Here is a 26,792-nt window from a genome sequence, read left to right as displayed (position 1 = left end):
AAAGGAGTGAGAGCGACATGCCGCTCGACGAGGCAAAAGACCAGCTTCTGCGGTCCGCTGCTGAACAATGCGCCGAATCCCCCGGAAACGATCAACTGGACGCCGGCGCGATCCTGGACTTCCTCCAGCTGTACTACCGGCATGTCGCGCCCGAGGACGTGATCGACCGCGACCCGGCGGAGCTGTACGCCCCCGCGATGGCCCACCGCAGGTTCGCCGCCCACCGGCCGCAGGGCCGGCCGCTGGTGCGCGCCCACACTCCCACCGTCGAGGAGGACGGCTACGACGTCGGGCGGTCCGTCGTCGAGGTGGTCACCGACGACATGTCCTACCTCGTCGACTCGGTGACCATGGAGCTCGAACGCCACGGCATCACCACCGACCTGGTCGTGCACCCGCAGGTCAAGGTCCGCCGCGACATGACCGGCAAGATGCTGGGTCCCGGCGACGAGGGGCTCACCGGGCAGTTGCTCGAAGAGTCGTGGATGCACCTCGAGATCGACCGGCAGACCGACGCCGAGGTCCTCAAGAGCATCGAGGCCGACCTCCAGCGGGTCCTGCAGGACGTCCGCTACGCCGTCGAGGACTGCGACAAGATGCGCGCCCTGGCCGTCCAGGTCGCCACCGACCTCGAGGCCGCGCCGCCGCCCCTGCCGGAGGCCGACCTGGAGGACAGCCTCGAGCTGCTGCGCTGGCTCGCCGACGGCCACTTCACCTTCCTCGGCTACCGCGAGTACCGCCTGGAGGAGACCCCCGACGGCGACGGGCTGCGCGCACTGCCCGGCACCGGCCTCGGCATCCTGCGGGCCGACAAGGCCGGCTCGGCGAGCTTCGCGGCCATGTCCCCCGAGCTGCGGGCCAAGGCCCGTGAGAAGCAGCTGCTGGTCGTCACCAAGGCCAACAGCCGGGCCACGGTCCACCGGCCCAACTACCTCGACTACATCGGCGTCAAGCTCTTCTCCCCCGAGGGCGAGGTCATCGGCGAGCGCCGCTTCCTCGGCCTGTTCACCCACGTCGCCTACAGCGAGTCGATCTCGCACATCCCGGTGCTGCGCCGCAAGCTCGACGAGGTGCTCGCCCAGACCGGTCTCACGCCCGACAGCCACGACGGCAAGGACCTCATCGAGATCCTCGAGACCTACCCGCGCGCCGAGCTGTTCCAGATCCCGGTCGACGAGCTCGCGCCCATCGCCCTCGGCGTGCTGCGCCTGCGCGAGCGCAGACGGGTCAAGCTCTTCCTGCGCCGCGACGACTACGGCCGCTACATCTCCTGCCTGATCTACCTGCCGCGCGACCGCTACACCACCGGCGTGCGCGTCCGCATGCAGGAGATCCTCCTGGAGGCGCTCGGCGGCAAGTCGCTCGACTACAGCACCATGATCGGCGAGTCGCCGCTGGCCCGCCTGCACGTGGTCGTCCGCGGCGAACGCGGCAAGTCACTGGGCGGCGCCACCCCGCAGGTCGACCTGGAGGAGCTGGAGGCCCGCATCGCGGCCACCACCCGCTCCTGGGAGGACGACCTCGCCGCCGCGATCGCCGAGCTGGCCTCCGACGAGGAGGCGGCGGCGCTGACCCGCCGCTACCTCACGGCGTTCCCCGAGGGCTACAAGGCGGACTTCACCGCCCGCACCGCCGTCGCCGACCTGCGCCGCCTGGAGCGTCTGGCCGGTTCGCCCGGCGAGATCGGGATGGACCTGTACGAGCCGCGCGACCGCGCTCAGGGGGAGTGGCGGTTCAAGGTGTACCGGCTCGGCTCGGCGGTCTCCCTGTCGGAGGTGCTGCCCCTGCTGTCCCGCATGGGCGTCGAGGTGGTCGACGAGCGGCCGTACCAGATTTCCTGCGGCGACCGCGAGGGCGGCTGGATCTACGACTTCGGCCTGCGCTTCTCCTCGCCGGAGACGATCGAGCCCGACGTCTTCAAGCGGCTCTTCCAGGACGCCTTCGGCGCCCTGTGGCGCGGCGACATCGAGAGCGACGGCTTCAACGCGCTCGTGCTCGCCGCCGGTCTCACCTGGGAGCAGGCCCTGATCCTGCGCGTGTACGCCAAGTACCTCCGTCAGGCCGGCACGACCTTCAGCCAGCGCTACATCGAGAAGGTGCTGCTCGGGAACATCCGCCTCGCCCGGCTGCTGGTGCGGCTGTTCGAGGCCAGGCTCGACCCGCGCCGCTCCGAGGACTCCAGGGACGACCTCAGCGAGGCGCTGCACGAGGAGATCCTCGCCGCCCTCGACGACGTGGCCTCCCTCGACGAGGATCGCATCCTGCGGGCGTACCTCGAGATGATCCTCGCCACGCTGCGGACCAACGCCTTCCAGCGGGTGGACGGCCACCGCAAGCCGTACATCTCGGTCAAGTTCGAGTCCTCGGCGATCAGCGTGCTGCCACTGCCCCGGCCGAAGTACGAGATCTTCGTGTACTCGCCGAAGGTCGAGGGCGTCCACCTGCGGTTCGGCAAGGTCGCCCGCGGTGGCCTGCGCTGGTCCGACCGCATGGAGGACTTCCGCACCGAGGTGCTGGGCCTGGTCAAGGCGCAGATGGTGAAGAACACCGTCATCGTGCCCACCGGCTCCAAGGGCGGCTTCGTCGTCAAGAGGCCGCCGGTGGGCGGCGGGCGTGACGAGATCCTGGCCGAGGGCGTGGCCTGCTACCGCCAGTTCATCTCGGGCCTGCTCGACATCACCGACAACCTCGTCGACAACAAGGTCGTGCCCCCGCACGGCGTCGTCCGGCACGACGGCGACGACACCTACCTCGTCGTGGCGGCCGACAAGGGCACCGCGACCTTCTCCGACATCGCCAACAGCGTCGCCAAGGACTACGGCTTCTGGCTCGGCGACGCCTTCGCCTCCGGCGGCTCCGTCGGCTACGACCACAAGGCCATGGGCATCACCGCCCGGGGCGCCTGGGAGTCGGTCGCCTACCACTTCCGCGCCATGGGCGTCGACGTCCAGACCACCGACTTCACCGTGGTCGGCGTCGGCGACATGTCAGGCGACGTCTTCGGCAACGGCATGCTGCTGTCGGAGCACATCAGGCTGGTCGCCGCCTTCGACCACCGGCACATCTTCGTCGACCCCTCGCCGGACGCCGCGCGCGGCTTCGCCGAGCGCTCGCGCCTGTTCGCGCTCCCGCGCAGCTCCTGGGCCGACTACGACTCCGAGCTGATCTCCGCGGGCGGCGGGGTGTGGCCGCGTACGGCCAAATCCGTGCCGGTGTCGCCGCAGATGCGCGCCGCGCTCGGCATCCCCGAGGGCGTCTCGGCGCTCACCCCCAACGACCTGATCAGCGCCATCCTCAAGGCGCCGGTCGACCTGCTGTGGAACGGCGGCATCGGCACCTACGTCAAGGCGAGCTCCGAGAGCCACGCCGACGTGGGCGACAAGGCCAACGACCCGCTGCGGGTCAACGCCGGCGACCTGCGGTGCAAGGTCATCGGTGAGGGCGGCAACCTGGGCCTCACCCAGCTCGCCCGCATCGAGTTCGCGCTCAACGGCGGCTACGTCAACACCGACTTCATCGACAACTCCGCCGGCGTCGACACCTCCGACCACGAGGTGAACATCAAGGTCCTGCTCGACCGCGTCGTCCGCGACGGCGAGCTCGGCGAGCGGGAGCGCGACCAGCTCTTCCTCGACATGACCGACGAGGTCGCCGGGCTGGTGCTGCGCGACAACAAGGCCCAGAACGTCGTCCTCGCCGCCGCGCGGGCGCAGGCCCCCGAGATGCTCCACATCCACGCCCGCTACCTGCGCAAGCTCGAACGCGACGGGCTGATCAACCGCGAGCTTGAGGCCCTGCCGTCCGACAAGATGCTGGCCGAGCGCCGCCAGGCGGGCCTCGGGCTCACGGCTCCGGAGTTCTCGGTGCTGCTCGCCTACACCAAGCTCGTCGTCGACCACGAGCTGCTCGCCTCCGACCTGCCCGACGATCCCTACCTTTCGTCGTGGCTGGTCTCCTACTTCCCCTCGGCCCTGCGCGAGCGGTTCCGCACCGCGATGGACGGGCACCCGCTGCGGCGCGAGATCATCACGACCGGCGTGGTCAACGACCTGGTGAACGCCAGCGGCACCACGTTCATGTTCCGCTTCGCTGAGGAGACCGGCGCCTCCACCCCCGACATCGCCAGGGCCTACCTGGTCTCCAGGGAGGTCTTCGAACTGCCGGCGTTCTGGCGGGCCGTGGAGGCGCTCGACAACAAGGTCGACACCGCCACCCAGCTCGCCATGCTGCTGGAGGGCCGCAAGCTCGCCGAGCGGGGGGCCCGCTGGCTGCTCGGCAACCGGCGGCCGCCGCTCGACCTGGCCTCCACGGTGAAGTTCTTCGTCGAAGGCGCCGAGGGGCTGCTTCCGCACCTGCCGAAGCTGCTCGCCGGCCCCGACCTGGCGGCGTTCGAGGAGCGCCGTGACGGGTTCGTCGCCCGGGGCGTCCCCGCCGACCTCGCCGAGCGCGCCGCCGTCATGGTCCCGGCGTACTCCACGTTCGACCTGGTGGAGATCGCCTCACGCACCGGCCGTCCCGTGACGGACGTCGCGGAGGTCTACTTCGACCTGGCCGAGCGGCTGCAGCTCGCCCGGCTCAGGGAGCGGGTGATCGCGCTGCCGCGCGACAACCGGTGGAACTCCATGGCTCGGGCCGCGCTGCGCGACGACCTGTACGCCGCGCACGCGACGCTGACACGCGACGTGCTGACGCACAGCGAGCCGGGGCTGTCGCCCGAGGAGCGCCTGGCCCGCTGGTCGGAGGCCAACTCCGCGGCCGTCGCGCGGTCCCGCCAGACGCTGTCGGAGATCTGGGAGAGCGACCACTTCGACCTGGCCACGCTGTCGGTGGCGCTCCGGGCGGTCCGCACCCTGGTTGCGACGAGCAACCTGCCCGCCTGACCGCCCGACCGGTGAGGGGCGCGCTCCGAGGCGCGCCCCTCACTGTGTTCGATGGCCTCGCTGCGCTCGGCGGTGAGGGGCTCAGTCGACGGTGATGGTGGTGGGGGTGCCGTCGAAGGCGATGATCTTCGCGGGGTCGGTGGCGCCCTTGCGGGCCACCTGGCTGACGTACTGCTGGGTCTCCACCACACGCAGCTTGCGCGCCACTCTGGCGGCCTGGTGGTCGACGGCCCAGCGCACGGCCTTCGGCACGGGCACCAGGCCGCTGGCGCTGACGGTCTCGCCCTGCAGCGACGTGGTGCGCCTCAGGGAGTAAATGATCACCGCGCCGCCGCCGGCCGCCCGCAGCGCGTAGATCGGGTACGGCGTGGCGGCGAAGATCGAGTCGTACAGCAGGCCCTGCCGCTTGGCCGCGGGCTGGGCCTTCTGGACCTCGGCGAAGTACCCCGTGGTCTGCGGGCCCGCCGTGATCAGCTGCGCGGCGTACCCCTTCGGGCCCTCCTCGGCGATGGTCGCGTGCAGCGGCGCCATCAGGCGCGGGCTGATCGCCACGCTCTCGTCGCGGGTGGCCAGCGCCGTGGCGTACCCCTCGGAGTCGAGGGTGATGGCGGGCGGCTTGGTGCCGGGGTAGAGCAGGGAGACCGACCTCAGCTGCCAGCGGGATCTCTCGTCGGACTTCATGAAGGCGAGCACGGCCGTGCGGCTCGTACCGCCCGCGTCGCGCCGCTCGGCGACGGCGGCGAACCAGTAGGGGTAGCGGCCGGCTTCGAGCCTCGGCACGAGCAACGTGGGATCGCCCCAGGTGTAGCGGGCCGGACGCATGGCCGTCGACTGGAAATCGGCCACGGTGACCTGCCTCTGCGCGTCGGCGGTCTGGGCGAGCGCGTACGACTCGGCGCCGAACGCCCTGATGATCTCGTCGGCCTTGAGGATCTTCCGCGCCTCCTGGCCGGCCTCCGCGAGCGTCACGGCCGGGCCGTCCGGCGTCGCGGACGGCGAGGTGGCGGCCGCGGGGACGGTCGTGGCCGACGACGACGCCGTCGGAAGCCGCCCGTCCGCCGACCCGCCCGCCGAGCAGCCGGCCAGCAGACCGGCGAGCAGCAACGGCGAGAGGGCGACACGCATGGTCTTATTCACGCCCGTCCTCCCCGATCGGTACCGGGCCAATGCTAGCCACGCGCAAGGTGCCTCCGTCGTCGCGTACCCTTGGACGATGTGGCAGCCATCGATCCCACAGAAGAGATCAGCGAGCTTACCGGCACACTGAAGAGCATTCAGGACGTGCTGGATCTCGACGCTATGCGCAAGCAGATCGCAGAGCTGGAGGAGCGGGCTGCCGCGCCTGACCTCTGGAACGACCCCGAGCAGGCGCAGAAGGTCACCAGCAAGCTCTCCCACCTGCAGGGCGAGCTGAACCGCGTCGAGGCCCTGGCGCGCCGGCTCGAAGACGTCTCGGTGCTGTTCGAGCTCGCCGAGGCCGAGGACGACGCCGACACGCGCGAAGAGGCCGAGCGTGAGCTGGCCTCGCTGCGCGGCGACGTCAACGCCCTGGAGGTCCGCACGCTGCTGTCGGGCCCCTACGACGCCCGTGAGGCCCTCGTCACCATCAACTCCCAGGCCGGTGGCGTCGACGCCGCCGACTGGGCGCAGATGCTGCTGCGCATGTACCTCCGCTGGGCCGAGCGCAAGGGCTACTCCACCGAGGTCTACGACACCTCCTACGCCGAGGAGGCCGGCATCAAGTCGGCCACCTTCGTCGTCAAGGCGCCCTACGCCTACGGCACGCTCAGGGGCGAGCACGGCACCCACCGGCTCGTGCGCATCAGCCCGTTCGACAACCAGGGCCGCCGCCAGACCTCCTTCGCGGGCGTCGACATCGTGCCGGTCGTCGAGCAGACCGACCACATCGACATCAACGAGGACGACCTGCGCATCGACGTCTACCGTTCGTCGGGTCCCGGCGGGCAGGGCGTCAACACCACCGACTCGGCGGTCCGCATCACCCACCTGCCGACCGGCATCGTGGTGTCCTGCCAGAACGAGCGCTCCCAGCTGCAGAACCGCGCCTCGGCGATGGCCGTCCTGCAGGCCAAGCTGCTGGAGCGCAAGCGGCAGGAGGAGGCCGAGAAGATGTCGGAGCTGCGTGGCGAGTCGACCACCTCGTGGGGCACGCAGATCCGCAACTACGTGCTGCACCCCTACCAGATCGTGAAGGACCTGCGCACCGCGGTCGAGGCGGGCAACCCCAGCGCCGTGCTCGACGGCGATCTCGACGAGTTCATCGAGGGTGAGATCCGCTGGATGCGCCGCCAGGAATCGGGCGCGGCGTAACGGCACCGGGCGCCCTGGGGCGCCCGCCGGCGTGACGTGAAGAGCGGCTCAGGCGCCGTACAGGTGCCTGAGCGCGAGCGTGCACACAAGCACCACGATCAGGACGATCGCGATCAGCGTGGGCGAAATGCCGCCGAAGCCGTGGTGGTGCACCTTCGCCCTCCCGGCCCGGCACGTCGGGCACCGTCCCTCGACCACTGGGCCGGCGCACTGGGCGCAGATGAGGTGTTCGCAGCTCACGGGGATCTCCCTCTCCACGGGGCTCGCTTTACCAGGCCGTTAGCGAGCGTGGAATCGTTTTGTTTCCGTTATGGACGTTCCATGCCAGTGTTACCCCTAGACTGAGCCTCGGCCAACCGGAACGTCGATCAATGGTAAAGAGCGGCGCCCCCCGGCCGGCGACCAATGCGAAGTGGCCACGTGGCCACGTCCGCTACCGTCCTAACCCCTAGACTGGCATGCCGTGATGCGCCTGTGATCCATTTCGATAATGTCACCAAGGTCTACGCTAACCAGAACCGGCCCGCCCTCGACCACGTCAGCGTCGACGTCGACAAGGGCGAGTTCGTGTTCCTGGTCGGTCCTTCGGGTTCGGGGAAGTCGACCTTTCTCCGTCTGGTCCTGAAGGAGGAGCGCCCGAACTCGGGCGCCATCCACGTCGCCGGAAAGGATCTGGCGCGCCTGTCGAACTTCAAGGTGCCGCATCTGCGCCGCCGCATCGGCTGCGTGTTCCAGGACTTCCGGCTGCTGCCCAACAAGAACGTCTACGAGAACGTGGCGTTCGCCCTTGAGGTCATCGGCAAGCCCCGGAGGTTCATCCGCAAGGTCGTGCCCGAGGTCGTCGAGCTGGTCGGCCTGGAGGGCAAGGCCCACCGCATGCCCGATGAGCTGTCCGGCGGTGAGCAGCAGCGGGTCGCCATGGCCCGCGCGTTCGTCAACCGTCCGATGATCCTGCTGGCCGACGAGCCGACGGGAAACATCGACCCCGCCACCAGCATCGGGATCATGAAGGTGCTCGACCGGATCAACCGGACCGGCACCACCGTGGTCATGGCGACCCATGACGCCGCCATCGTCGACTCCATGCGTAAACGCGTGGTCGAGCTCGAGGACGGCAAGATCGTCCGGGATCAGTCGCGCGGCGTCTACGGCCAGGCGTACTGATCACCAAGCGAGAGCAACAGGGGACACCCAAAGCATGCGGGCAAACTTCATCTTCTCTGAGGTCTGGATCGGCCTTCGGCGCAACCTCACGATGACCATCGCGGTCATCGTGACCGTGGCCATCGGCATGGCGCTGCTCGGCATTGGGCTCTTGATCAACGCCCAGGTCGGGCACATGAGCTCCTACTGGTCCGACAAGGTGCAGCTCTCGGCGTTCCTGTGCAAGAAGAACGACGTGTTCGAGGCCTGCAAGGGCCGGGGTGCCGTGAGCCAGCAGGAGAAGGACCAGCTGAAGTCGCGCATCCAGGGCATGCCTCAGGTCGAACAGGTCACGTTCGAGCCCCAGCAGGAGGCCTACGAGAAGTTCAAAGAGGCCTACAGCAGCAACACCGTGTTCCTCAACGCGGTCAAGGCCGAGGACATGCCGGAGTCGTTCCGGGTCAAGCTGAAGGACCCCAACGACTACAAGGCCGTCTTCGACGCCCTCAAGGGCGCGCCGGGAGTCTCCAACGTCGTCAACGACCAGGAGCTCCTCGACAAGTTCTTCGGCTTCATGAACAAACTTCGGCTGTCCGCGCTCATCGTGGCGCTGATCCAGGTCTTCGCCGCCATCCTGTTGATCGGCAACACCGTGCGATTGTCGGCGTACAACCGCAGACGCGAGACCGGCATCATGCGCCTGGTCGGCGCCTCCAACCTCTACATCCAGCTGCCGTTCGTCATGGAGGGCACCATCGCCGGCCTCATCGGCGGCGTGATCTCCGCGGTCATGCTCATGGTGGCCAAGGTCGTGCTGTTCGACAGCCTTCAGACGAACTTCGTGCTGGCGACGCAGCTCGACTGGGCCGACGTCGCGCAGGTGATCACGTTCACGACCGTGATCGGTGTCGTGATCTGTATCCTGGCGTCGTTCTTCACGCTCCGCCGATACCTGCGGGTGTGACGCGCCCCGGTAGGCTCGCTGTATGCCACGTGAGACCGGGCGAAAGCTCATCGCCCAGAACAAGCGTGCCCGGCACGACTATCACATCGAGGACACCTACGAGGCCGGGCTCGTCCTCATGGGCACGGAGGTCAAGTCCCTCCGTGCCGGCCGGGCGAGCCTCACCGACGGGTTCGCCCAGGTGAAGGACGACGAGGTGTGGCTGATGAACATCCACATCCCCGAGTACCACATGGGCACGTGGACCAACCACGCCGCTCGCCGGCCCCGCAAACTGCTGCTGCACCGCAAAGAGATCGGGAAGATCGTCAACAAGACCAAGGAGACCGGCCTGACCCTGGTCCCTCTCTCGCTGTACTTCAAGGACGGCAGGGCCAAGGTCGAGATCGGCGTGGCCCGCGGTAAGAAGACCTGGGACAAGCGGCACGACCTCGCCGAGCAGCAGGCGAAGCGCGAGATGGCCCGGGCCCTCCGTCACCGCAACCGGTGAGGCTCGATAAGCCGTGGCGCTAGGCGTACGTTTCAGAAGGGCGTTGTCGGCCGGGATGTCCCTGGCGGTCGCCGTGCCCCTGTTGGCGGCCTGTTTCTCCGAGCCCTCGCCGCACGACGCGGTCAGCGAGTTCCTGGTCGGCTGGCAGACCGGCGACTACGACGCGGCGGCGCGGCGGGCCGACGCCGATCCGGCGGTGGTGAAGAAGGCCCTCGCCGACACCGCGACGCAGCTCGACGTCTCGTCCATCCGCTTCTCCCTCAAGGGGCTGCGCATGGACGGCGACGACGCCACCGCCGACTTCCACGTGCAGATCGACCTCGGCGACAACAACCCGTTGTGGCAGTACGACAACAAGCTGCCCCTCCACGTGGTCGACGGCTCGTGGAAGGTCCGCTGGTCGCCCAGCGTCATCCATCCCAAGCTGCAGCCGGGGCAGCGCTTCGCGGTGCAGGTCACGCCCAGGGACCGTCAGCCGATCAACGACGTCGCCGGCAACGCCCTGCAGACCGAGCAGGACCTGTACGTCGCGGGCGTCACCCCCGCCAGCGTGAAGAACCCGGCCGAGCTGTGCGAGCGGCTCTACCAGCTCACCGGGTTCGCCCAGGACCGGTTGCTCGGCCGCATCATGTCGGCACCGCCGCAGGAGTTCGTCCCGCTGGTGACCTTCGGCCTGAAGAAGTACTCCCAGCTGCGCGACAGGCTGGACATCCCCGGCCTTCTGGTGGAGAAGCGACAGCAGCCGGTCGCGCCCACCCAGCCCGCCGACATCATCGGCAGGGTCGGGGCGATCACCGCCGAGACCGAGCAGCAACTGGGCGGCCCGCAGCGCGCCGGGGACACCATCGGGCAGAGCGGCCTGCAGAAGGCCTACCAGGACCAGCTCACCGGCTCCACCGACACCAAGATCATCACGCTTGACCAGAAGACCGGCGCGAAGGTCGCCCAGCTGGAGGAGTGGCCCGGCCGCGACAACACCACGGCCGTGCGCACCACCATCGACAGGGGCATCCAGCAGGCGGCCGACCTCGCCGTCAGCGGCGCCACCCCCGCCGTCCTGGTCGCCGTGCACGCCCCCACGGGGGCCATCCGGGCGGTGGCGTCCAGAGGGATGGACCAGGAGCGTGACGGGCTCGCCGGACGGTTCCCGCCGGGCACCGCGTTCTCGGTCGTCGCGGCCGAGGGGCTGCTCGGCGCCGGGGTCGATCCGTCGCAGAAGGTGCCGTGCCCGGCCGACCGCACCGTCGGCGGCGCCCGATTCCAGCAGGCGACGATTCCCGCCGGCACGGCGCCCACGATCGCCGCGGGCTTCGCCCAGGGGTGCGTGACGGCCCTGGCGTCGCTCTCGCGGCGCATCAGCTCGACGGCGCTCAGCCAGGCCGCGTCGCGGTTCGGCATCGGCTCCGCCTGGAACCTCCCGCTCCGGTCGTTCAGCGGCAGTCTGCCCGCCGGCACCTCCGACGCCGCCAAGGCGAAGATCATCGCCGGCACGAGTGTGCGGGTGAGCCCGCTGTCGATGGCGCTGGTGGCCGGCGCCGTCGCCTCCGGCACCTGGCACCCGCCCACGCTGGTCACCTCGCCGGCCGCGCCGGACGCGCCGGACACCCCGGCGGGGACCGCGCCGGTCACTCCTTCGCGTCCCGTCCAGCTGGACTCCAAGACGCTCGACAAGCTCAAGGCGCTGATGCGGGCCGGTGTCACCTCGGGTTCGGCGTCCGCCGCCGCGGTCGCGGGCGGCAAGGTGTACGGCGTCGCCTCCACCGTCACCTACAGCGAGAAGAAGCACCAGAAGAACCTGTCGTGGTTCGTCGGATGGCAGGGTGACATCGCCGTGGCCGTGCTGACCGAGACGTCCACCCCGGCGGCCTCGGCGCAGATCGCCGGCCAGTTCTTCCGCAGCGCCCGCAGCGCCGCGTAGTGCCCGGCCGGAGTGATGCCGCCGGGCCTCCACCTCGGGATCGGCGGCGCCGCTCGGGTGAGGCGCGACGGCGTTGGTGACACGTCACCGAAAATTGTTCTCGGGGCGAGCAACCATCGGGGCGGTTCCCGGCGTCTTTCTGGGTGACTGAGCACCGCTTGGGGGTTGCGGACTCAGTCGCCGTGATGAGACCAGGGCTTCATCTCGGGGGAAGCCCTGCCGTCCGGACCGGCTCGACCCTGCCGGTCGGCCCCCGGGGGCGTGTGCCGTGTGCCACGTCTCCGGGGGTTTCGGCACCCGTACCGCCGGCCGCGCCGGGAATCAAGTTGGCGCTGCGGGTGTTGTCTGGAGTATCTTCTGGTTGCCTGGTCTTCCAGGTGGTCAGAGTTGACAACTCCACAGGGGGTGACTGGTTTCGACTTCGGCATGTCGCGCCAGGGGAAGCGGGTCGAGGACTGCGGACATAACCTCGTTAATCCTGTGACCGCAAAAAACAAGTGCCAATACTAAGAGCACTCAGGGCCAGATGGCCCTCGCCGCCTGAGCGAGGACCTCGCCCTTGTCAGCCCGGGACCGCCTCCGGCCCGGATCTGGCATCGCTAGGAGGCTAAACCGATCGACCCGGTCACGGGGTCGATAGGGAAACCTAACAGTGACTGAGCCCGTCGGCGACTCGCCTGCGTGATCGCCGGGGCTGAGAAAATCGCAGCAGGCTGCACCCGGAGAAGCCCTGTCGTGGTGTTGAAGGACGCGGGTTCGATTCCCGCCACCTCCACGGCGAAAGGCCGCTCCCGCCTTCGAGCGATCGAAGGCGGGAGCGGCCTTTCGCGTTCCGGGGCAGTGGACACCTGCCCCGCCTGCCGTCTTCCGCCCGTGGTGAATTCCGGCCACTCTGGGACGAACGGTGCCTATGGTGACGCGATGAGCGAGATACGCACCGCCCTGGTGAACGGCGTCGAGTTGGCCTACCGCGTCGAGGGGGACGCCGCCGCGCCGCCCCTGCTGCTCCTTCCGGGGCGGGGGCTCGACCACACCGACTGGGCCGGGATCATCGACCACCTCGCCTCCTCCTGGCGGATCTACGCACCCGACCTGCGAGGTCACGGCCTCAGTGGCCGGCCAGGGGTGTACTCCCTGGAACTGATGCGGGACGACGTCGTCGCCCTGCTCGACCACCTGGGCGTGGCGAGCGCGACCGTGATCGGGCACTCGATGGGCGGCATGGTGGCCTTCCTGATCGCCCAGGAGCACCCCGGCCGGGTGGAGCGGCTGGTGCTGGAGGACGTGCCCGCCCCCCACCCCGCCGGCCTGCCTCTCCCCGAGCGGCCCGAGGGGGACCTGCCGTTCGACTGGGCGATGGTCGAGCAGACGGCCCACCAGCGCAATCACCCCGACCCGCGCTGGCTGGAGGGGCTGTCCGGTGTCACCGCGCCGACCCTCGTCCTGGCGGGCGGTACGGCCAGTCATCTCCCGCAGGACCAGGTCCGTGAGGTGGCCGCGCGGATCCCCGGCGCGAGGCTCGTCACGATCGAGGCGGGCCACGAGATCCACTCCACCCGCCCGGCCGACTTCCTCGCGGCCGTCACGGAGTTCCTCGCCGGGTAGGCGCCGGCGGTCTCGGTCGCCGAGCGGGTTCCGGTACGCCGTGTGGCGGGGCTCTTACGGGGAGTTCCGGTGATTGCGCAGGTGAGAAGGGGCATGCGTCCGGACGCCCGGCTTTTCGGTCCCTTCCAGGGCATCAAATGATCATGGCCGAAACTTCCGGCACCTGGACCGTCTGATCGTTTTCTGCGGATTCGATCTCGACCATTGCGCCGTAATTCGGAAGACCGGAAGATCGTGCTCGCCAACCCCGTGGCCCGATCAGGGCCTTCGAGAGGAGACATCATGATGGGTCTCGTCGACCGTCTTCTTGCACGCGTGGCTCACAAGGCCACCGTGGAGGCGGGCTGCAGCAACTACTACTACTGCTCCAACCACGTGAAGTACCTCCGTCAGTGCTGCCTGGACCAGGGCTGCCAGACGGTCAAGGTCGGCACCTGCTGATCCGTCTGTAAAGATGTCCGCGGGCGGCGGGTCTCCGCCGCCCGCCCGGCGGTGGAGGTGCGGATGGAGTACGTGCGGATCGGATGCGCCTGCCTCGTGGCACTGGTCTTCGCGATCACCGCGGTGTCGAAGCTGCGCGACTTCGAGGGCTTCCGCCGCTCCCTGCCCCAGCTCGTCCCCGTCCGGCGCCCCCTGCTCCGCCCGATCGCGGTGGCGGTCGTCGCGACGGAGGCGCTGATCCCGATCCTGATCGCCGTGCCGCCGCTCACGCCGTACGGTCTCGCGCTCGCCGGTGCGCTGCTGGTCGCGTTCACCGCCGCGATCGCCCTCGCGCTGCGGCGCGGGCAGCGGGCTCCCTGCCGATGCTTCGGCGCCTCCGCCGCACCCCTTGGAGCCCGCCACCTGGTGCGCAACGCCCTGTTGATCGTCGTGGCCGCGCTCGGCGCCCTGCTGCCCGCCGGCGTGCCCGTGCTCGCCGGGACGGCCCTGGCGGTCGTCGCGGGGCTCATCGGAGCGATGATCATCGCTTCCTTCGACGACATCGTCGATCTCTTCGCGAGGAACGCCTGATGCCCTACCTCATCGCCGCCGTGGTGCTCATCGCTCTGGTCTCCGCGTTCAACCTGCTGCTGACCGTCGGCCTCATACGCCGGATGAAGCAGACGGGCGGCGGGGGAGGCGCCTCGCACGCCGGGCCTCCCATCGCCCTGCCGCTCGGCTCGCCCGCCGGCGAGTTCGCCGCGGTGACCCTGGACGGCGAGCCGGTGTCCCAGGACACGGTCACCGGGCTCGTCGGATTCTTCTCCGCCGGATGCGAGCCCTGCCACACGCTGCTGCCGAGGTTCACCGAGCGGGCCCGCGAGCTCGGACGCGAGAACGTGCTCGCCGTGGTCGCCGGCGACGACCCCGTGGCCGTCGAGGCGCTCACCCCGGCCGCCCGTGTGATCGTCGAGGACGACGAGGGGCCGGTGGCGAGCGCGTTCCGGAACTCGTGGACCCCGGCGCTCTACCTTTTCGGCTCCGACCATCGCCTCATCGCCGCCGGTGGCCGCCTGGAGGAACTGCCCATCGAATCCCGGGCATGACCGGGCACGCGAAGTTGCTCCTGCCGGCGTTCGGCGTCGTGGCGGTGGGAGCCTCGCTGCTGTGGCTCCGGCGCCGGTACATGGTCGCGACGGTCCGCGGGCCCAGCATGGAACCCACCCTGCGCTCCGGTGACCGGCTGCTGGTGCGCAGGACGAAGCGGGTCCACTCCGGGCAGATCGTCGTCGTGCGGATTCCCGACCCTCCCGCGGTGGAGGGGTTGCCGCCCGGCGTCGAGCCCGGCGAGGAGGACACGGTGCCGGAGATGTTCGACCACCCGGGCCGGCGCCTGCTCGTGAAGCGGGCGGTCGCGGTGGCCGGGGAGCCGGTGCCCCGCGAGTCCTTCCCGGCCCTGCGCGACGTCTCCGAGACGGTCGTACCGGAGGACGCGCTGGTCGTGCTGGGCGACAACCCTGACACCAGCTGGGATTCACGGGAGTTCGGCTTCGTGCGCGGCGCGGAGTTCGTCGGCGTCATGGTGCGCCGCCTGCCACGGGAGTGACACCCCCCGCCGGTACGGCGCGAGCCGTACGGGACGGTGCCCGTACGGCTCGCGGGTGGGACGGTCAGGACCTCGGCAGGCCCCAGCCGGGGACGGCGGGCAGCGGGCCGGGCGGCAGCGGGAGCGGCGGCCGCTGGGCCTTGAGCTGCGCGGGCGGCTCGACGGCCGGGCAGTGCGTGCCGCGGGCCGGGAGAGCCAGCGAGACCAGGTAGGAGTCGATGGTCCCGGTGGTGCAGTCGCTGTGGCCGTAGATGCCGTGGCCCCAGCCGTCATAGGTCAGGAGCGTCGCCTCCCGGCCGATCTGGCGGGCGCTGCTCACCGCCCAGCTGTAGGCGGTGGCGGGATCGTGTACGGAGTTGCCGAGCAGCAGCGGCGCGCTGCCGTGCACCCGCAGGTGGTGCTGGGGGTTCGGGATCGGGGTGGGCTGACCGAGGCAGCTCGTCGTCATCGACAGGGCGAGCGGGCTGAACCGCATGTCGGGTGCGATCCGGGCCGAGCGGCGCAGGAGCGCGGCGTACTCACGGTAGTCGTGCACGGGGAGGGAGAAGTCCTCGCAGAAGACCTGCGTGGGGTACTCGGTCACGTCCGCGTCGCGCTTGGGGGACCTGAGGGTGAAGGGGGCGGCGGCGGTGCCGGTGTCCACGTCGTTCAGGAACCGGGCGAGCTCGGCCCACGCCGGCCCGTAGAAGGCGCCGGTGGCCATGCCGATGAGGTCGAGCCGGGTGAGCGGCGCCTCGGGCTGGCCGGGGAAGTGCAGTTCACCGCGGTCGGCGCGGGCCAGCAGGCCGGCCCAGAAGGCGCGTACGTCACGCCCGTGCAGCGCGCACGAGGCCTCGCGATCGCACCAGGAGACGAACTCGTCGAAGGAGTCCTGCACGGTGGCGGCCTCGGTGTCGAGGAACCCGCGGGTGTGCAGGCTGTGGTCCATGTTGCCGTCGAGCGCGAGGGCGCGGACCCGTTCGGGGAAGGTCTCGGCGTACAGCTGCCCGATCAGGGTGCCGTAGGAGATGCCGTAGTAGGTCAGCTTGTCCTCGCCCAGGGCGGCGCGGATGGCGTCGAGGTCGCGGACGACGCTGAGCGTGTCCACGTGGTCGTACAGCGGGCCGGTGCGGGCGCGGCAGTCCGCGCGGAGCCGGCTGTTGTAGGCCAGTTGCCGGTCGAAGTCGGCCTGGCTCTTCATGATCGGGTACGGCGCCTGCCTCAGCAGGTCGGTGGAGCAGACGATGGGGTGGCTGCGGGCGACGCCGCGCGGGTCGAAGCCGACGATGTCGAACCTGCTGTTGATCTCCTTGCTGAAGTACTGATCGCCGAACAGGGCGAAGTCGACGCCGGATCCGCCCGGCCCGCCGGGGTTGATCAGCAGGGAGCCGGCGCGGGCCGACGGGTCGGTCGCCTTGCGCCGGGCCAGGGCGAGGTCCACGGTGGGGCCGTTCGGGCGGGACCAGTCCACCGGGACGCTCAGCGTGCCGCACTCGACGTTCGCGTCCTCCGGGCACGGGCTCCAGGCGATGGTGCCCTTGGCCGGGGCGGCCGTCGTGGCCCCCGCGGGCGACAAGGGGAGGAGAGCGGCGGCCGCCGCCACGACGAGGCCGAACAGGGGGACTTTTCTTCGCACGTGTCTTCCAATCGTCGGATGCCTGGCCGAGCACCCGCGTCCGGCGATGGACGACGACTTCCCCCGGTGATGGTGCCCCGGGCCGGCCTCGCGGACAGCGGGTACGACGGCTCCTGGTGCGTGCGGCCCGGCGATGCGAGCCGAGACGATTGTTGATCAACGACTGTAAGTCGCAAATAATGACAAAGGATGAAAAGCCGCCGTTGGATCATCCGTAAGCAGTAGGCGGCAGGACGGACGCCGGCCGGTCCGCCATGAACGGCCCGGCCATCCAGGCGGGCCCGAGGCCGACCGGCCGCAGGGAGCGGCGGTCCAGCCGGTCGTATTCGGTGTGTCAGAGGTACAGGCGGAGCGTGCCCGTCAGGATCCTGCGGGCCACGGCGAGGACCTCGTCGGCGACCGCCGCCGACGGGGGCGGGGCGACGACCTGCACCATCTGTGTGCTCGGCTCCCCGACGTCCGGGTACAGCTCCCACTTCCACGCGGGGCTCTCGAGGCTCTCGAACCGGTCGAGGGCCACCACGAGCGGGGCCAGGCCGTCCCAGCCCCACGGCGGCGTCTCCGGCAGGCGGGCGAGACGGATCGTGACCCGGTGCGGCGAAGCGTCACCCCCCGGCATCCCCTCGCGCATGGGGAACCCGCTCCGTTCCTCCAGGGGCGCGCGCCCGGGTCGTTCGTCCGCGGTCTCCAGCCCGGACCGAGCGGCCGCCTCGGCCAGCAGGGCCCGCGGGTCGCGCAGGTCCACCAGCGACGCCCGCCGGTACGCGGTCGACTGGGCCACCAGGACGGCCTCCGCCAGGCGCTGGTCGGCGCCGTACACGCCCGTCCAGTCGGCCGGGGCGACGCCGTGCCGCTCCGCGGCGGCGTGCACCTCGGCCAGCACCGTGGAGGCCGCCTCCAGCGCGGAAGGGGTGTAGACAGTGCGGTACTGTCCTCTGGCCGCCTGCTCGATCATCATGCGTGCGTAGACGATCGTGGTGGTGGTCATCGGATGCCAAACTCCATCGCGGGAACAGCGGGGGGCGAAACGCCGTGGAAGTGGCGGCTCGTCCTGACCGTACGACTTTAGTGCTTCTTGATCCCATTGCGCACTCAGGGGCATGCGCCGGCCGCCGGGGATGGAGCGCGGTCCGGGGAGGCGTCAGCTGCCGGGAAGGGTTCCGAGCGTCGCCGTGACGGTGGCGTGCCGGCCGTCGGGGTGCATGATCTCCACGCTCGCCCGCATGCCGGGCTTGAGCGCCGCGAGGACCTCCGAGAGGGCGGCGGCCGTGGGGGTGGGCTTGCCGTTGACGGCGACGATGACGTCGCCCGCCCGGATGCCCGCCTTGGCGGCGCCGCCGTTCGGCTCCACCAGGGCGACGCCGGCGCCGATCGGCTGCCCGTCGGGCCCGACGACGGTGTTGACCCGCACGCCGAGGGCGGCGCGGCGGGTGTTGGTGACCTTGCCGTTCTTGATGATCTGGTCGGCGACGTCCTTGGCGGTGTTGCTCGGGATGGCGAAGCCGATGCCCGGGGCCGCGCCGCCGCCGAGCTCGGGGTTGATGGCGGCCAGCGTGGGGATGCCGATCACCTCGCTCGACAGGTTCGTCAGCGCGCCGCCGCTGTTGCCCGGGTTGATCGAGGCCGAGGTCTGGATGGCGTTGGTGATCGTCGCACCGGGTGACCCCTCTCCCTGGGGCTCGGTGACCGTACGCCCGAGGGCGGACACGATGCCGTTGGTGACGCTGCCCGAGAGGCCGAGCGGGTTGCCCATGGCGAGCACGATCTGGCCCACCCTGAGCCTGCCGGAGTCACCGAACCGCGCGGGGGTCAGGCCGGAGGTGTCGTTCACGCGGATGACGGCGAGGTCGCCGACGGGGTACGACGCGACGAGGCTCGCCTTGCGCGGACTTCCCCCCGTGGCGAGGGTGACCTGGAAGCTGGTCGACTTACCCACCACGTGGGCGTTCGTCAGGATATGGCCTTTGGTGTCGTACACGACTCCCGAGCCGAGGCCCCCACTGGTGGTGATCTGGACGATCGACGGCAGGACCTGCGAGATCACCCGTTCGTACGCCTGCTCCTCGCCGACCGCGGACGTGGGGGCGGGCGGCTGGGTCGTGACGACCCCTTCCTTGGCGGTACCGCCGGGTGTGGCCGGGGTCTGCGCGAGCGCGCAACCGGTGGACACCACCAGGATGCCGGCGAGTCCGGCGGTGATGATCTGCCGGCGGAAGCGCCGGGATCGCCCTCCGCGTGGTGTCGTTCCCATGGCAAAGGTACTTCCCGGGCGAGCGGAAGATACTCACCGTGATCAAGCGCTCCGGCGACCCGGCGCGGATCAGGTGGAACGTCATTTTGTTCACCGGCCGCTCCGGTCGCCCATCTGCGGAAACGCCGTCCGGAACGGCTCTGTGACCGTCGGCGAGGCTCGTGGATCACTGTTTGTGACGTAGTCTGCCGACATGGCGGACGGCGCTGCGAACACCCCCAGCCGCCCGGGTTCGGGGCGGCCTCCGACATACCCCTCCTCCCACGACGCGCCCACCGGCCCCATGCCCCAGGTGAGCCCGGCGGACGGTCTCGACTCGGACGCGACGGCGTACGTCCGCGTGCCGCCGAAGGCCCCCTGCCACAATCCCGACGTCAAGGCGTACGTCCGCAGCCTGGCCGCCCCGAAGGCGTCATCGGACCTGCCCGTGAAGGCGTCCGGGCCGGGTGGGTCCGGCGACGGCGACGCGACGGCGAGCGTGCGCAAGCCCGCTGGACCGTTCCTCCGTCCGCCCGGCCCCGCCGCCTCCAGCGGTCCCTACACTCCCCGGCCGCCCGGCCACCTCCCGGCGACTCCGATGTTCGACCGCCCGCGCCGCCGCCGCGCGCCTCTCTGGCTTTCGCGGGCGATGCTGGTCCTCGGCGACATCCCGATAAGAGTGGTCTACGGCGTCGGCGCGTTCGTCGTCACCGCCGTCGTCGTCGTACTGATCTTCATGCTGTTCTCCGGCGACAAGCCCGCCGAGCCCGTGGGAGCCGGCCCCACCCGGGCCGCCGCCCCCGTCAGGCGGCCCTCGTCCTCACCACCGGCGCCGGCCCCGGTCGCGGTGCCGGCGATCCCGGCGGCCAAGGCGATGACGACCTTCACCGGCTCCGGTTCCCCGATCGCGTCCTACGTCGTCGACCGCACCGCCGGCATCAGCTACGCCCAGTACGGCGCCCCCTGGGCCAAGACGTCGCGGGATCCGTTCTCGGCGGCCCAGAAGGCCGGCCCCGCGCGCATCGGGTCGGGCCCGGTGCCGGTCGCCGTCCCCGAACATCCCGCCACGTACGCCGACTACCGGGCGCTGGCCGCCAAGGTGGCCAAGTGGTCGCTGCGCTACCAGCCGGCCGGGTCGGCGTTCACCTGGACGGTCTCGCAGCGGGCCCGCTACAACCTCGGCTGGCTGGCGGGGTACAAGGTGAGCTACCTCGTGGACGGCAAGAAGCGCTCCTCGCAGGTGTACGTCATGGTCATCGGCACGTCGAAGAAGGCCCCGGCCATGCTGGTCGCGAGTGTCCCCGACACCCGCAAATCCCTCTACCGCGACCTCAACATGCTGTACTGGACGGCCCGGGCGATCTAGCCCTGCCCTCGCCGTACGGCGCTCGAGTGTCGCCAGGTCGGACACTTGATCGCGGGTTACCTTGGGGCGATGGAAACAGGATTCGGCTACTTCGCGACACATGACGCGCTCGCTCCCGACGCCCTCGCCCGGCTGGTCGAAGACCGTGGCCACGCGGCGCTGCTCTTCCCCGAGCACACCCACATCCCGACCACCGGCGAGCCGCCGCGTGCCGAGGACGGCAGCCTGCTCCCCCGGAAGTACTGGCACACCTACGACACGCTCACCACGTGCATGGTCGCCGGCGCGGCGACCACCAGGCTGCGCGTCGGCACCGGCATCTGCCTGGTGGTGCAGCACCATCCGATCGCCCTCGCCAAGACCGTGGCGAGCGTCGACCGGCTGACCGGGGGACGCTTCGAGTTCGGGGTCGGCGCGGGGTGGAACGACCCGGAGATCCGCGACCACGGGGTCGATCCCAGGAAGCGTTTCGGCGTGATGAGGGAGCACATCGCCGCGATGCGGGAGATCTGGACGCGCGACGAGGCGGAGTACCACGGCGAGCATGTGTCGTTCGGCCCGCTGTGGTCGTGGCCGAAGCCGGCCCAGTTGCCGTACCCGCCGATCCTGGTCGGCGGCACCGGCCCCAAGGTGCTCGACCGGGTCCTCTCCTACGGCGACGTGTGGCTGCCCAACTACGGCCCCGGCGTCCTGGAGCGCATTCCGGAGCTCGTGAGCCGCGCCGAGGAGGCGGGGAAGCGGGTGCGCGTGTACATGCTGTCCGTCCCGGCGGACCCGCGGGTGATCGAGGAGTGCGAGAAGGCGGGGGTCTCACGTGTGATGGCGTGGCTGCCGTCGGCCGGCCTGGCGCGCGTCGAGCAGGCGATGGACGCCTTCGAGAAGGCGCTGGACGACGTGCACGGGAAGTGACCCTTCCGCGTCGGCGCGCCCCGCGGTGAGGCGCCGCTGACGCGGTGGTGGACGAACCTTCCATCCGGCTGAGGGTTTGCCTACCCCCGCCCGCGCGCTCTGGCGGCGCCCGGCCCGATGGTGGCTAATTTGGCCGCATCGGTTCCGCCGGCCCGTGGCTCGCCTTGGAAGCATCTTCTAGAATATGGTTCTGTCACTTCTGCAGGGCGAACCGGAGGGTGTTATGGCGATCGGGTTGAGCGAGGAACACGAGGCGCTCCGCGAGTCCGTGAGCGGCTGGGCGGAGCGCAACGTCCCCGCCGGCGTCGTCCGCTCGGTGATCGGCGCGGAGGCCGAGGAGCGCCCCGGCTTCTGGTCCGGCCTCGCCGACCAGGGGTTGCTCGGCCTGCACCTGCCCGAGGAGTACGGCGGCAGCGGCTTCGGCCTCCTGGAGACCGCCGTAGCCGTCGAGGCGCTCGGCGAGCGGGCCGCGCCCGGCCCGTACGTGCCGACCGTGCTCGCCTCCGCGGTGATCCACGCCGCCGACGCCAAGGCCGGCGCCGAGCTCCTGCCCGGCCTCGCCGACGGCACGCTCACCGGCGCGGTGTCCCTCGCCGGCGCGCTGACCGGCACCCGGGACGCCGACGGCGTGCTCACCGTCACCGGCACGGCCGAACCCGTCCTGGGCGGCGCCCTCGCCGACGTGATCGTCCTTCCGGTCGCCACCGACAAGGGCGAGGAGTGGGTGGTCCTGTCGAAGGACCAGCTCACCGTCACCGCCACCAAGAGCCTCGACCTCACCCGCTCGGTCGCCAAGGTCGAGGCGGACGGCGTGGCCGTCCCCCGGGAGCGGGTGCTCGACGGGCTGGAGCGCCGCACGGTCCTCAACCTCGCCGCGATCATCCTCGGCGCCGAGGCCGCCGGAGTCGCCTCCTGGTGCGTGCGGTCCGCCTCCGAGTACGCCAAGGTGCGTGTGCAGTTCGGGCGCCCGATCGGCCAGTTCCAGGGCATCAAGCACAAGGCCGCCCGCATGCTGGTCGCGCTGGAGCAGGCCCGCGCGACCATCTGGGACGCCACCCGCGCCACCGGCGACGAGCTCGGGTACGCCGCCGCGATCGCCGGCGTGATGGCCCCCGACGCGGCCGTGCAGTGCGCCAAGGACGCGATCCAGACCTTCGGCGGCATCGGCTACACCTTCGAGCACGACGCCCACCTCTACTACCGCCGCGCGCTGACCCTCCGCGCGCTGCTCGGCTCCTCGGCCGAGTGGGCCGACACCGTCGCCTCCTACGCCCTGTCCGGTGTGTCGCGCGAGATGGAGATCGACCTCCCCGAGGACGCCGAGGCGCTGCGCTCGTCCATCCGCGAGGAGATCGCCGAGATCGCGAAGCTGGAGGGCAAGGAGCAGAAGCGCGCCCTGGCGGGCAAGGGCTTCGTCATGCCCCACCTGCCCAAGCCGTGGGGACGCGGCGCCTCCCCGCTGGAGCAGGTGCTGATCCACCAGGAGCTCAAGGCCGCCCGGGTGCGGCTGCCGCAGATGATCATCGGCGCGTGGGTGGTGCCGTCCATAGCCGCCTACGGCACGCAGGAGCAGCAGGAGCGCTTCCTGCCCGCCACGCTGTCCGGCGAGATGATCTGGTGCCAGCTCTTCAGCGAGCCGGGCGCGGGCTCCGACCTGGCCTCCCTGCAGATGAAGGCCGAGAAGGTCGAGGGCGGCTGGAAGCTCAACGGCCAGAAGATCTGGACCTCGGTGGCCCACGTCGCCGAGTGGGGCATCTGCATCGCCCGCACCGACACCTCCAAGCCCAAGCACGACGGCATCACCTACTTCGTGGTGGACATGAAGTCCCCCGGCGTCACCGTCCGCCCGCTCACCGAGATGACCGGCGAGAACCTCTTCAACGAGGTCTTCTTCGACGACGTCTTCGTCCCGGACGACCTGGTCGTGGGCGAGGTCGACGAGGGCTGGCGGGTGGCCCGCAACACCCTGTCCAACGAGCGCGTGTCCCTGTCGTCCGGTTCCGGCGGCACGGGGGCGTCCGTCCCCGACCTGCTCGGCCTGGCCTCCCGCCTCGGCCGGGAGCTCGACCCCGTCGAACGGCAGGAACTCGCCGGCGTCGTCTGCGAGGGCCACTCGATCAACGCCCTCAGCCTGCGGGTGACGCTGAAGCAGCTCGCGGGCGCCGAACCGGGCGCCGACGCCTCGGTGCGCAAGCTGCTGTCCACCTCACACGCCCAGCACGTCTCGGAGTGCGCGGTCGGCCTGCTCGGCGCCGCCGCCACCATCGCCGCCGACATGAAGCTCGGCGACGCGGGCTACTGGAACCGCGCCGTCCTCGCCACCCGGGCGATGACCATCTACGGCGGCACCACCGAGGTCCAGCTCAACATCATCGCCGAACGCATGCTCGGCCTCCCGCGGGACCCCGAACCCGGCAAGTAGCCTCTCGCGGAGCCGGCCGGAGGGCCGGCTCCGCGAGCCCGAATCGGGCCGCTCAATCGAGATGCGGGAGGCCGCCGGGTTCGAGCAGAATGCGCGGGGGAGTACAGACGGATCGGGGCCGGCGCGGGAGCGGGCCATCCGGCACGTGGCGGCCCTGGCCTCGGGCGGGCCGGTCCCGGCCGATCTGCGGGTGACGTTGAACTTCCATCCGGACCGGATCGTGGGGGACCGGCTCATTCTGCTCGGGCTGGCCGACGACGGCGTCTACCGTTCGCAGTTCGTCACCGGGACGAGCAACGGCGGGCTGACCGCGTACCCGGGCGGGGATCGGTGGCGGTGGGAGAGCCGCATCTTCGGCGGTGCGTACGACGAGGCGCCCGCCCACGAGCGTCCCGTGTACGGCGCGCTGAACTTCCGCCGCAAGCCGGTCGGGGCCCCCCAGGTTCGGGTCCGCGCATCTCCGGCTCACCGCGGAGGCTCTCGGGCGGGCGACGTTCTGCTACCCGGACAGCTTCTTCGAGCCGTCCGCCTTCGGCGTGGCCACCCGCATGGCGCTCGTCGAACTGGCCGAGGCCGACGACCAGGACGCCCTGGACGACTACATCGAGGCCCAGGTGCACGGGCCGGTCCTGCTGGGGCGCGATGTGGAGGCGCTGGTCCTCGACCCCTGCTATCGCGGCACCGAGGTGGAGGACGCCGCCCGCCTGCTGCCGTGCCCGGTCGAGTGGCACGCCGGGTTCCGGCTCTCCGTCGACCACCTGCGGCGGCACCCGGACTATCGAGGACAGGAACACGTCGACCTGGGCGCCGAGATCGCCGAGGACGGGCACCTCGACCCCCGCGTCATCGGGGAGGCCGCCCGCGGCGGGCGGTACGACCCGCAGGCGCTCAAGAAGGTGTGGCACTGCCTGGCCCGCTTCGGCTCACCGACGCCGGGTACGGGAGCCGCCTGCTGCGTCCCGGAACCGGCGTCCGGCTGATCCCGCTGGACGGTGGGTGGCTCAGGGGTGGAAGCGGTGGGTGGTTCAGAGGCCGAAGCGGTGGGTGCGGTGGTTCAGGGGCGGAGCCGGTGGAAGAGCTCCACCCGCTCGCGGTGGTAGTCGAGATCCTCCTCGTCGTGCACGACGCCGCGGGCGACGGCCTTGTGGAAGTAGGCGGCCTCCCGGCGCAGCCTGTGGCGGATCAGCTGGGCCAGCGCCTCGTCGTCCAGCTTCCCGGCCGTGCCGCCCGCCTCCAGGTAGGCGGCCACGAACTCCCTGCTGGGGTCGAGCTCGTCGTCGCCCCATTCGAGCGCGGCGGCGGCCAGCTCCACCTCCGGCGCGCCGACGAACGCCTCGTCCCAGTCGAGCACGGCCGTGATCACGCCGTCGCGGGCCAGGGTGTTGCCGGTGTAGTAGTCGCCGTGCAGAGGATGCCGCCGGGGATGGGTGCGGTGGAACTCGGCCAGCCACCGGTCGAGCCGCGGGTCGGCGAGCTCGGCTGGGGTGGCCCCGTCCGGCAACGGATCTCCCGCCGGCGGCACACCCTGGGCGCCGTACGAGGCGTCTCCCGCCGGCGGCACGGCCGGGACACCGTACGAGCGGTCTCCCGCCGGGGCCGGCACACCCGGCACGCCGTACAGCCCGAACTCCTGGAACGCGGGAACGGGACGCGGTCCGGGGCGCGCGGTGGCCAGGGCCTCGTGGAGCCTGGCCAGCAGGCGCGCTCCCTGGACCCGCTGCCCGGGCTCGTCGGAGTCGCTCCACGAGCCCTCGACGTACGGCCACACCGAGACCGGGCGGCCTTCGACCCGGACGACGGTCGCGCCCTCGGCCGTGGGCAGCGGCGCCACCGCTTCGGGCAGGCCGGTGGCGGCGTGCAGGGCGATCGCGTGGCACCACTCGATCTCGGCCGTGCCGCGCCACGCGGGACCGACCCGTACGACGTGATCACCGAGCCGATAGGCCGCCGACTCCTCGCCTCCGTGCAGCCGGGTGCCTTCTCCGTCCACTCCCCACCACTCGGCGACGGCCCGCCGTACGGCCTCGGTCAACGGCGTCTGTACGTAGATCACGAGAAAACCCTAGGCGATCGGCGTCGCCGGCGCGTGACGGGCCGGTCTGGTCTGATGGCCGTCAGGACGGCGGCAGTATGGCCTTCATGATGGCGGTGACGTCGAAGGGGGCGGGGTGGGGCGCGGGGACGGCGGGCACGAGACGCGGCTGCTGGAGGCGGCGCGGGCCGGTGACACCGAGGCCTTCGGGCGGCTTGCCGGGCCGTTCCGGGCCGAACTGAGGGCACACTGTGCGCTTCAGCACCTTCCGGCCCGGCAGCGAGCCGTCCTGGTACTGCGCGAGGTCCTCGGATTCTCCGCACGCGAGGTGGCGGACCTGCTGGACACCACGGTCGCGTCGGTCAACAGCGCCCTGCAGCGCGCCCGCCGGACCTCGGCCCTCGGCCGCCCGCCGCCACCTCGCATCCTCCGGACGCCGAGGCCGTTCGCGGCCTCGCCGAGCGGTACGCGACCGCGTGGGAGAACGGCGACGTCGAGACGATCGTGGCGATGCTCACCGACGACGCCAGGTACTCCATGCCGCCACTGCCTCAGTGGTACGAGGGCCGCGACGCCATCAGGGCGTTCCTCGTCCGCGGACCGCTGACCGGGAAGTGGCGCTTCCTGCCCACCTCGGCGAACGGCGGCCCCGCGTTCGGCACCTATCTGTGGGACGCCGGCCGGGACGCGTACGTCGCGGCCGGGCTGGACGTGATCGTCCTGCGGGACATGGAGATCGCCGAGGTGGTCTCGTTCCTGATGCCGGAGATCTTCGCCGAGTTCGGCCTTCCGGCCGAGATCGTGGAGTGATCTCCCGCCGACAGCGATGAGTCCGCAGACCTCCGCGGGTTGTAGGTCCGA

General features: G+C 70.8%; 23 protein-coding genes, 1 other RNA gene and 2 pseudogenes. 19 read left to right on the top strand and 7 right to left on the bottom strand.

The window, feature by feature from the left end; genetic code table 11:
- Nucleotides 1-17: 17 nt before the first annotated feature.
- Entirely contained in the window at nucleotides 18-4,880 is a 4,863-nt protein-coding gene (locus KIK05_RS01340) for an NAD-glutamate dehydrogenase (protein WP_214408635.1), read from the top strand.
- 81 nt (nucleotides 4,881-4,961) lie between these two features.
- Here KIK05_RS01340 and KIK05_RS01335 read toward each other — a convergent pair whose 3' ends face one another.
- Entirely contained in the window at nucleotides 4,962-6,017 is a 1,056-nt protein-coding gene (locus KIK05_RS01335) for a DUF8094 domain-containing protein (RefSeq protein ID WP_214408634.1), read from the bottom strand.
- A gap of 78 nt (nucleotides 6,018-6,095) precedes the next feature.
- Here KIK05_RS01335 and prfB point away from each other — a divergent pair, with 78 nt between their 5' ends.
- Nucleotides 6,096-7,211 carry a peptide chain release factor 2 gene (gene prfB, locus KIK05_RS01330; protein WP_214408633.1) on the top strand — a complete coding sequence of 372 codons (1,116 nt, stop codon included), beginning with the start codon at nucleotides 6,096-6,098 and terminating at the stop codon, nucleotides 7,209-7,211.
- Nucleotides 7,212-7,259: 48 nt separating this feature from the next.
- On the opposite strand, the gene KIK05_RS01325 is transcribed toward prfB, so the two are convergent.
- Nucleotides 7,260-7,451, bottom strand: coding sequence for a hypothetical protein (locus KIK05_RS01325; RefSeq protein WP_214408632.1), 192 nt, complete (start codon nucleotides 7,449-7,451; stop codon nucleotides 7,260-7,262).
- Nucleotides 7,452-7,685: 234 nt separating this feature from the next.
- On the opposite strand from KIK05_RS01325, the gene ftsE reads away from it, so the two are divergent.
- The 10 genes from ftsE (at nucleotide 7,686) to lepB (ending at nucleotide 15,357) form a co-directional block, all read left to right on the top strand.
- Nucleotides 7,686-8,375, top strand: coding sequence for a cell division ATP-binding protein FtsE (ftsE, locus tag KIK05_RS01320; protein ID WP_184939289.1), 690 nt, complete (start codon nucleotides 7,686-7,688; stop codon nucleotides 8,373-8,375).
- A 34-nt stretch (nucleotides 8,376-8,409) separates the two neighbouring features.
- Nucleotides 8,410-9,318 carry a permease-like cell division protein FtsX gene (gene ftsX / locus KIK05_RS01315; protein WP_214408631.1) on the top strand — a complete coding sequence of 303 codons (909 nt, stop codon included), beginning with the start codon at nucleotides 8,410-8,412 and terminating at the stop codon, nucleotides 9,316-9,318.
- 22 nt (nucleotides 9,319-9,340) lie between these two features.
- Nucleotides 9,341-9,808, top strand: a complete 468-nt coding sequence (gene smpB, locus KIK05_RS01310) for an SsrA-binding protein SmpB (protein WP_214408630.1) — start codon at nucleotides 9,341-9,343, stop codon at nucleotides 9,806-9,808.
- Nucleotides 9,809-9,863: 55 nt separating this feature from the next.
- A complete protein-coding gene (locus KIK05_RS01305) occupies nucleotides 9,864-11,726 on the top strand; it encodes a penicillin-binding transpeptidase domain-containing protein (RefSeq protein ID WP_214408629.1) in 1,863 nt (620 codons plus the stop codon).
- Nucleotides 11,727-12,127: 401 nt separating this feature from the next.
- Nucleotides 12,128-12,504: a transfer-messenger RNA gene (ssrA, locus tag KIK05_RS01300) on the top strand.
- A 143-nt stretch (nucleotides 12,505-12,647) separates the two neighbouring features.
- Complete coding sequence (locus KIK05_RS01295; protein WP_214408628.1) at nucleotides 12,648-13,331, top strand: alpha/beta fold hydrolase; 684 nt, start codon at nucleotides 12,648-12,650, stop codon at nucleotides 13,329-13,331.
- A gap of 315 nt (nucleotides 13,332-13,646) precedes the next feature.
- Nucleotides 13,647-13,772 carry a hypothetical protein gene (locus tag KIK05_RS47895; protein ID WP_284681174.1) on the top strand — a complete coding sequence of 42 codons (126 nt, stop codon included), beginning with the start codon at nucleotides 13,647-13,649 and terminating at the stop codon, nucleotides 13,770-13,772.
- Nucleotides 13,773-13,835: 63 nt separating this feature from the next.
- A complete protein-coding gene (locus KIK05_RS01290) occupies nucleotides 13,836-14,342 on the top strand; it encodes a MauE/DoxX family redox-associated membrane protein (RefSeq protein WP_214408627.1) in 507 nt (168 codons plus the stop codon).
- Complete coding sequence (locus KIK05_RS01285; protein ID WP_214408626.1) at nucleotides 14,342-14,857, top strand: TlpA disulfide reductase family protein; 516 nt, start codon at nucleotides 14,342-14,344, stop codon at nucleotides 14,855-14,857. The genes KIK05_RS01290 and KIK05_RS01285 overlap by 1 nt, the downstream gene beginning before the upstream one ends.
- Complete coding sequence (gene lepB, locus KIK05_RS01280; protein WP_214408625.1) at nucleotides 14,854-15,357, top strand: signal peptidase I; 504 nt, start codon at nucleotides 14,854-14,856, stop codon at nucleotides 15,355-15,357. The genes KIK05_RS01285 and lepB overlap by 4 nt, the downstream gene beginning before the upstream one ends.
- 64 nt (nucleotides 15,358-15,421) lie before the next feature.
- Here the strand turns inward: lepB and KIK05_RS01275 are convergent, their stop codons facing one another.
- The 3 genes from KIK05_RS01275 to KIK05_RS01265 all read right to left on the bottom strand — a co-directional run bounded on the left by KIK05_RS01275 (nucleotide 15,422) and on the right by KIK05_RS01265 (nucleotide 19,223).
- Nucleotides 15,422-16,972 (bottom strand): alpha/beta hydrolase, encoded by a 1,551-nt coding sequence (locus KIK05_RS01275; RefSeq protein WP_214408624.1) that lies wholly within the window; start codon nucleotides 16,970-16,972, stop codon nucleotides 15,422-15,424.
- A gap of 334 nt (nucleotides 16,973-17,306) precedes the next feature.
- Nucleotides 17,307-17,960, bottom strand: a complete 654-nt coding sequence (locus KIK05_RS01270) for a hypothetical protein (protein WP_214408623.1) — start codon at nucleotides 17,958-17,960, stop codon at nucleotides 17,307-17,309.
- A 153-nt stretch (nucleotides 17,961-18,113) separates the two neighbouring features.
- Nucleotides 18,114-19,223 (bottom strand): S1C family serine protease, encoded by a 1,110-nt coding sequence (locus KIK05_RS01265; protein WP_214408622.1) that lies wholly within the window; start codon nucleotides 19,221-19,223, stop codon nucleotides 18,114-18,116.
- Nucleotides 19,224-19,416: 193 nt separating this feature from the next.
- Between KIK05_RS01265 and KIK05_RS01260 the strand changes: the two genes are divergently transcribed.
- From KIK05_RS01260 to KIK05_RS46500, 5 genes and pseudogenes are all read left to right on the top strand, one after another.
- Nucleotides 19,417-20,568, top strand: coding sequence for a hypothetical protein (locus KIK05_RS01260; protein ID WP_214408621.1), 1,152 nt, complete (start codon nucleotides 19,417-19,419; stop codon nucleotides 20,566-20,568).
- A gap of 69 nt (nucleotides 20,569-20,637) precedes the next feature.
- Nucleotides 20,638-21,477: a TIGR03619 family F420-dependent LLM class oxidoreductase gene (locus KIK05_RS01255; protein WP_214408620.1), complete on the top strand. Its 840-nt coding sequence runs from the start codon at nucleotides 20,638-20,640 to the stop codon at nucleotides 21,475-21,477.
- A 223-nt stretch (nucleotides 21,478-21,700) separates the two neighbouring features.
- Nucleotides 21,701-23,899, top strand: coding sequence for an acyl-CoA dehydrogenase family protein (locus tag KIK05_RS01250; protein WP_214408619.1), 2,199 nt, complete (start codon nucleotides 21,701-21,703; stop codon nucleotides 23,897-23,899).
- A gap of 61 nt (nucleotides 23,900-23,960) precedes the next feature.
- A pseudogene (locus KIK05_RS46505) lies at nucleotides 23,961-24,272 on the top strand (DUF3626 domain-containing protein); the annotation flags it as partial.
- Between the two features lie 163 nt (nucleotides 24,273-24,435).
- Complete coding sequence (locus KIK05_RS46500) at nucleotides 24,436-24,879, top strand: DUF3626 domain-containing protein (protein ID WP_308249686.1); 444 nt, start codon at nucleotides 24,436-24,438, stop codon at nucleotides 24,877-24,879.
- Between the two features lie 74 nt (nucleotides 24,880-24,953).
- On the opposite strand, the gene KIK05_RS01240 is transcribed toward KIK05_RS46500, so the two are convergent.
- Nucleotides 24,954-25,952: a phosphotransferase enzyme family protein gene (locus KIK05_RS01240; RefSeq protein ID WP_214408618.1), complete on the bottom strand. Its 999-nt coding sequence runs from the start codon at nucleotides 25,950-25,952 to the stop codon at nucleotides 24,954-24,956.
- A gap of 61 nt (nucleotides 25,953-26,013) precedes the next feature.
- Nucleotides 26,014-26,181 carry a hypothetical protein gene (locus KIK05_RS46495; protein WP_250562083.1) on the bottom strand — a complete coding sequence of 56 codons (168 nt, stop codon included), beginning with the start codon at nucleotides 26,179-26,181 and terminating at the stop codon, nucleotides 26,014-26,016.
- Here KIK05_RS46495 and KIK05_RS49360 point away from each other — a divergent pair.
- A pseudogene (locus tag KIK05_RS49360) lies at nucleotides 26,101-26,310 on the top strand (sigma factor-like helix-turn-helix DNA-binding protein); the annotation flags it as partial. The gene KIK05_RS46495 and the pseudogene KIK05_RS49360 overlap by 81 nt on opposite strands.
- Entirely contained in the window at nucleotides 26,244-26,741 is a 498-nt protein-coding gene (locus KIK05_RS46490) for a nuclear transport factor 2 family protein (protein ID WP_372455562.1), read from the top strand. The pseudogene KIK05_RS49360 and the gene KIK05_RS46490, both read left to right, overlap by 67 nt.
- The last annotated feature ends 51 nt before the right edge of the window (nucleotides 26,742-26,792 follow it).

Source organism: Sphaerisporangium fuscum (assembly GCF_018531465.1).
In the GTDB taxonomy this organism is placed as follows: Bacteria; Actinomycetota; Actinomycetes; order Streptosporangiales; family Streptosporangiaceae; genus Sphaerisporangium; species Sphaerisporangium fuscum.
This window is presented reverse-complemented; position numbering and strand designations above follow the sequence as displayed.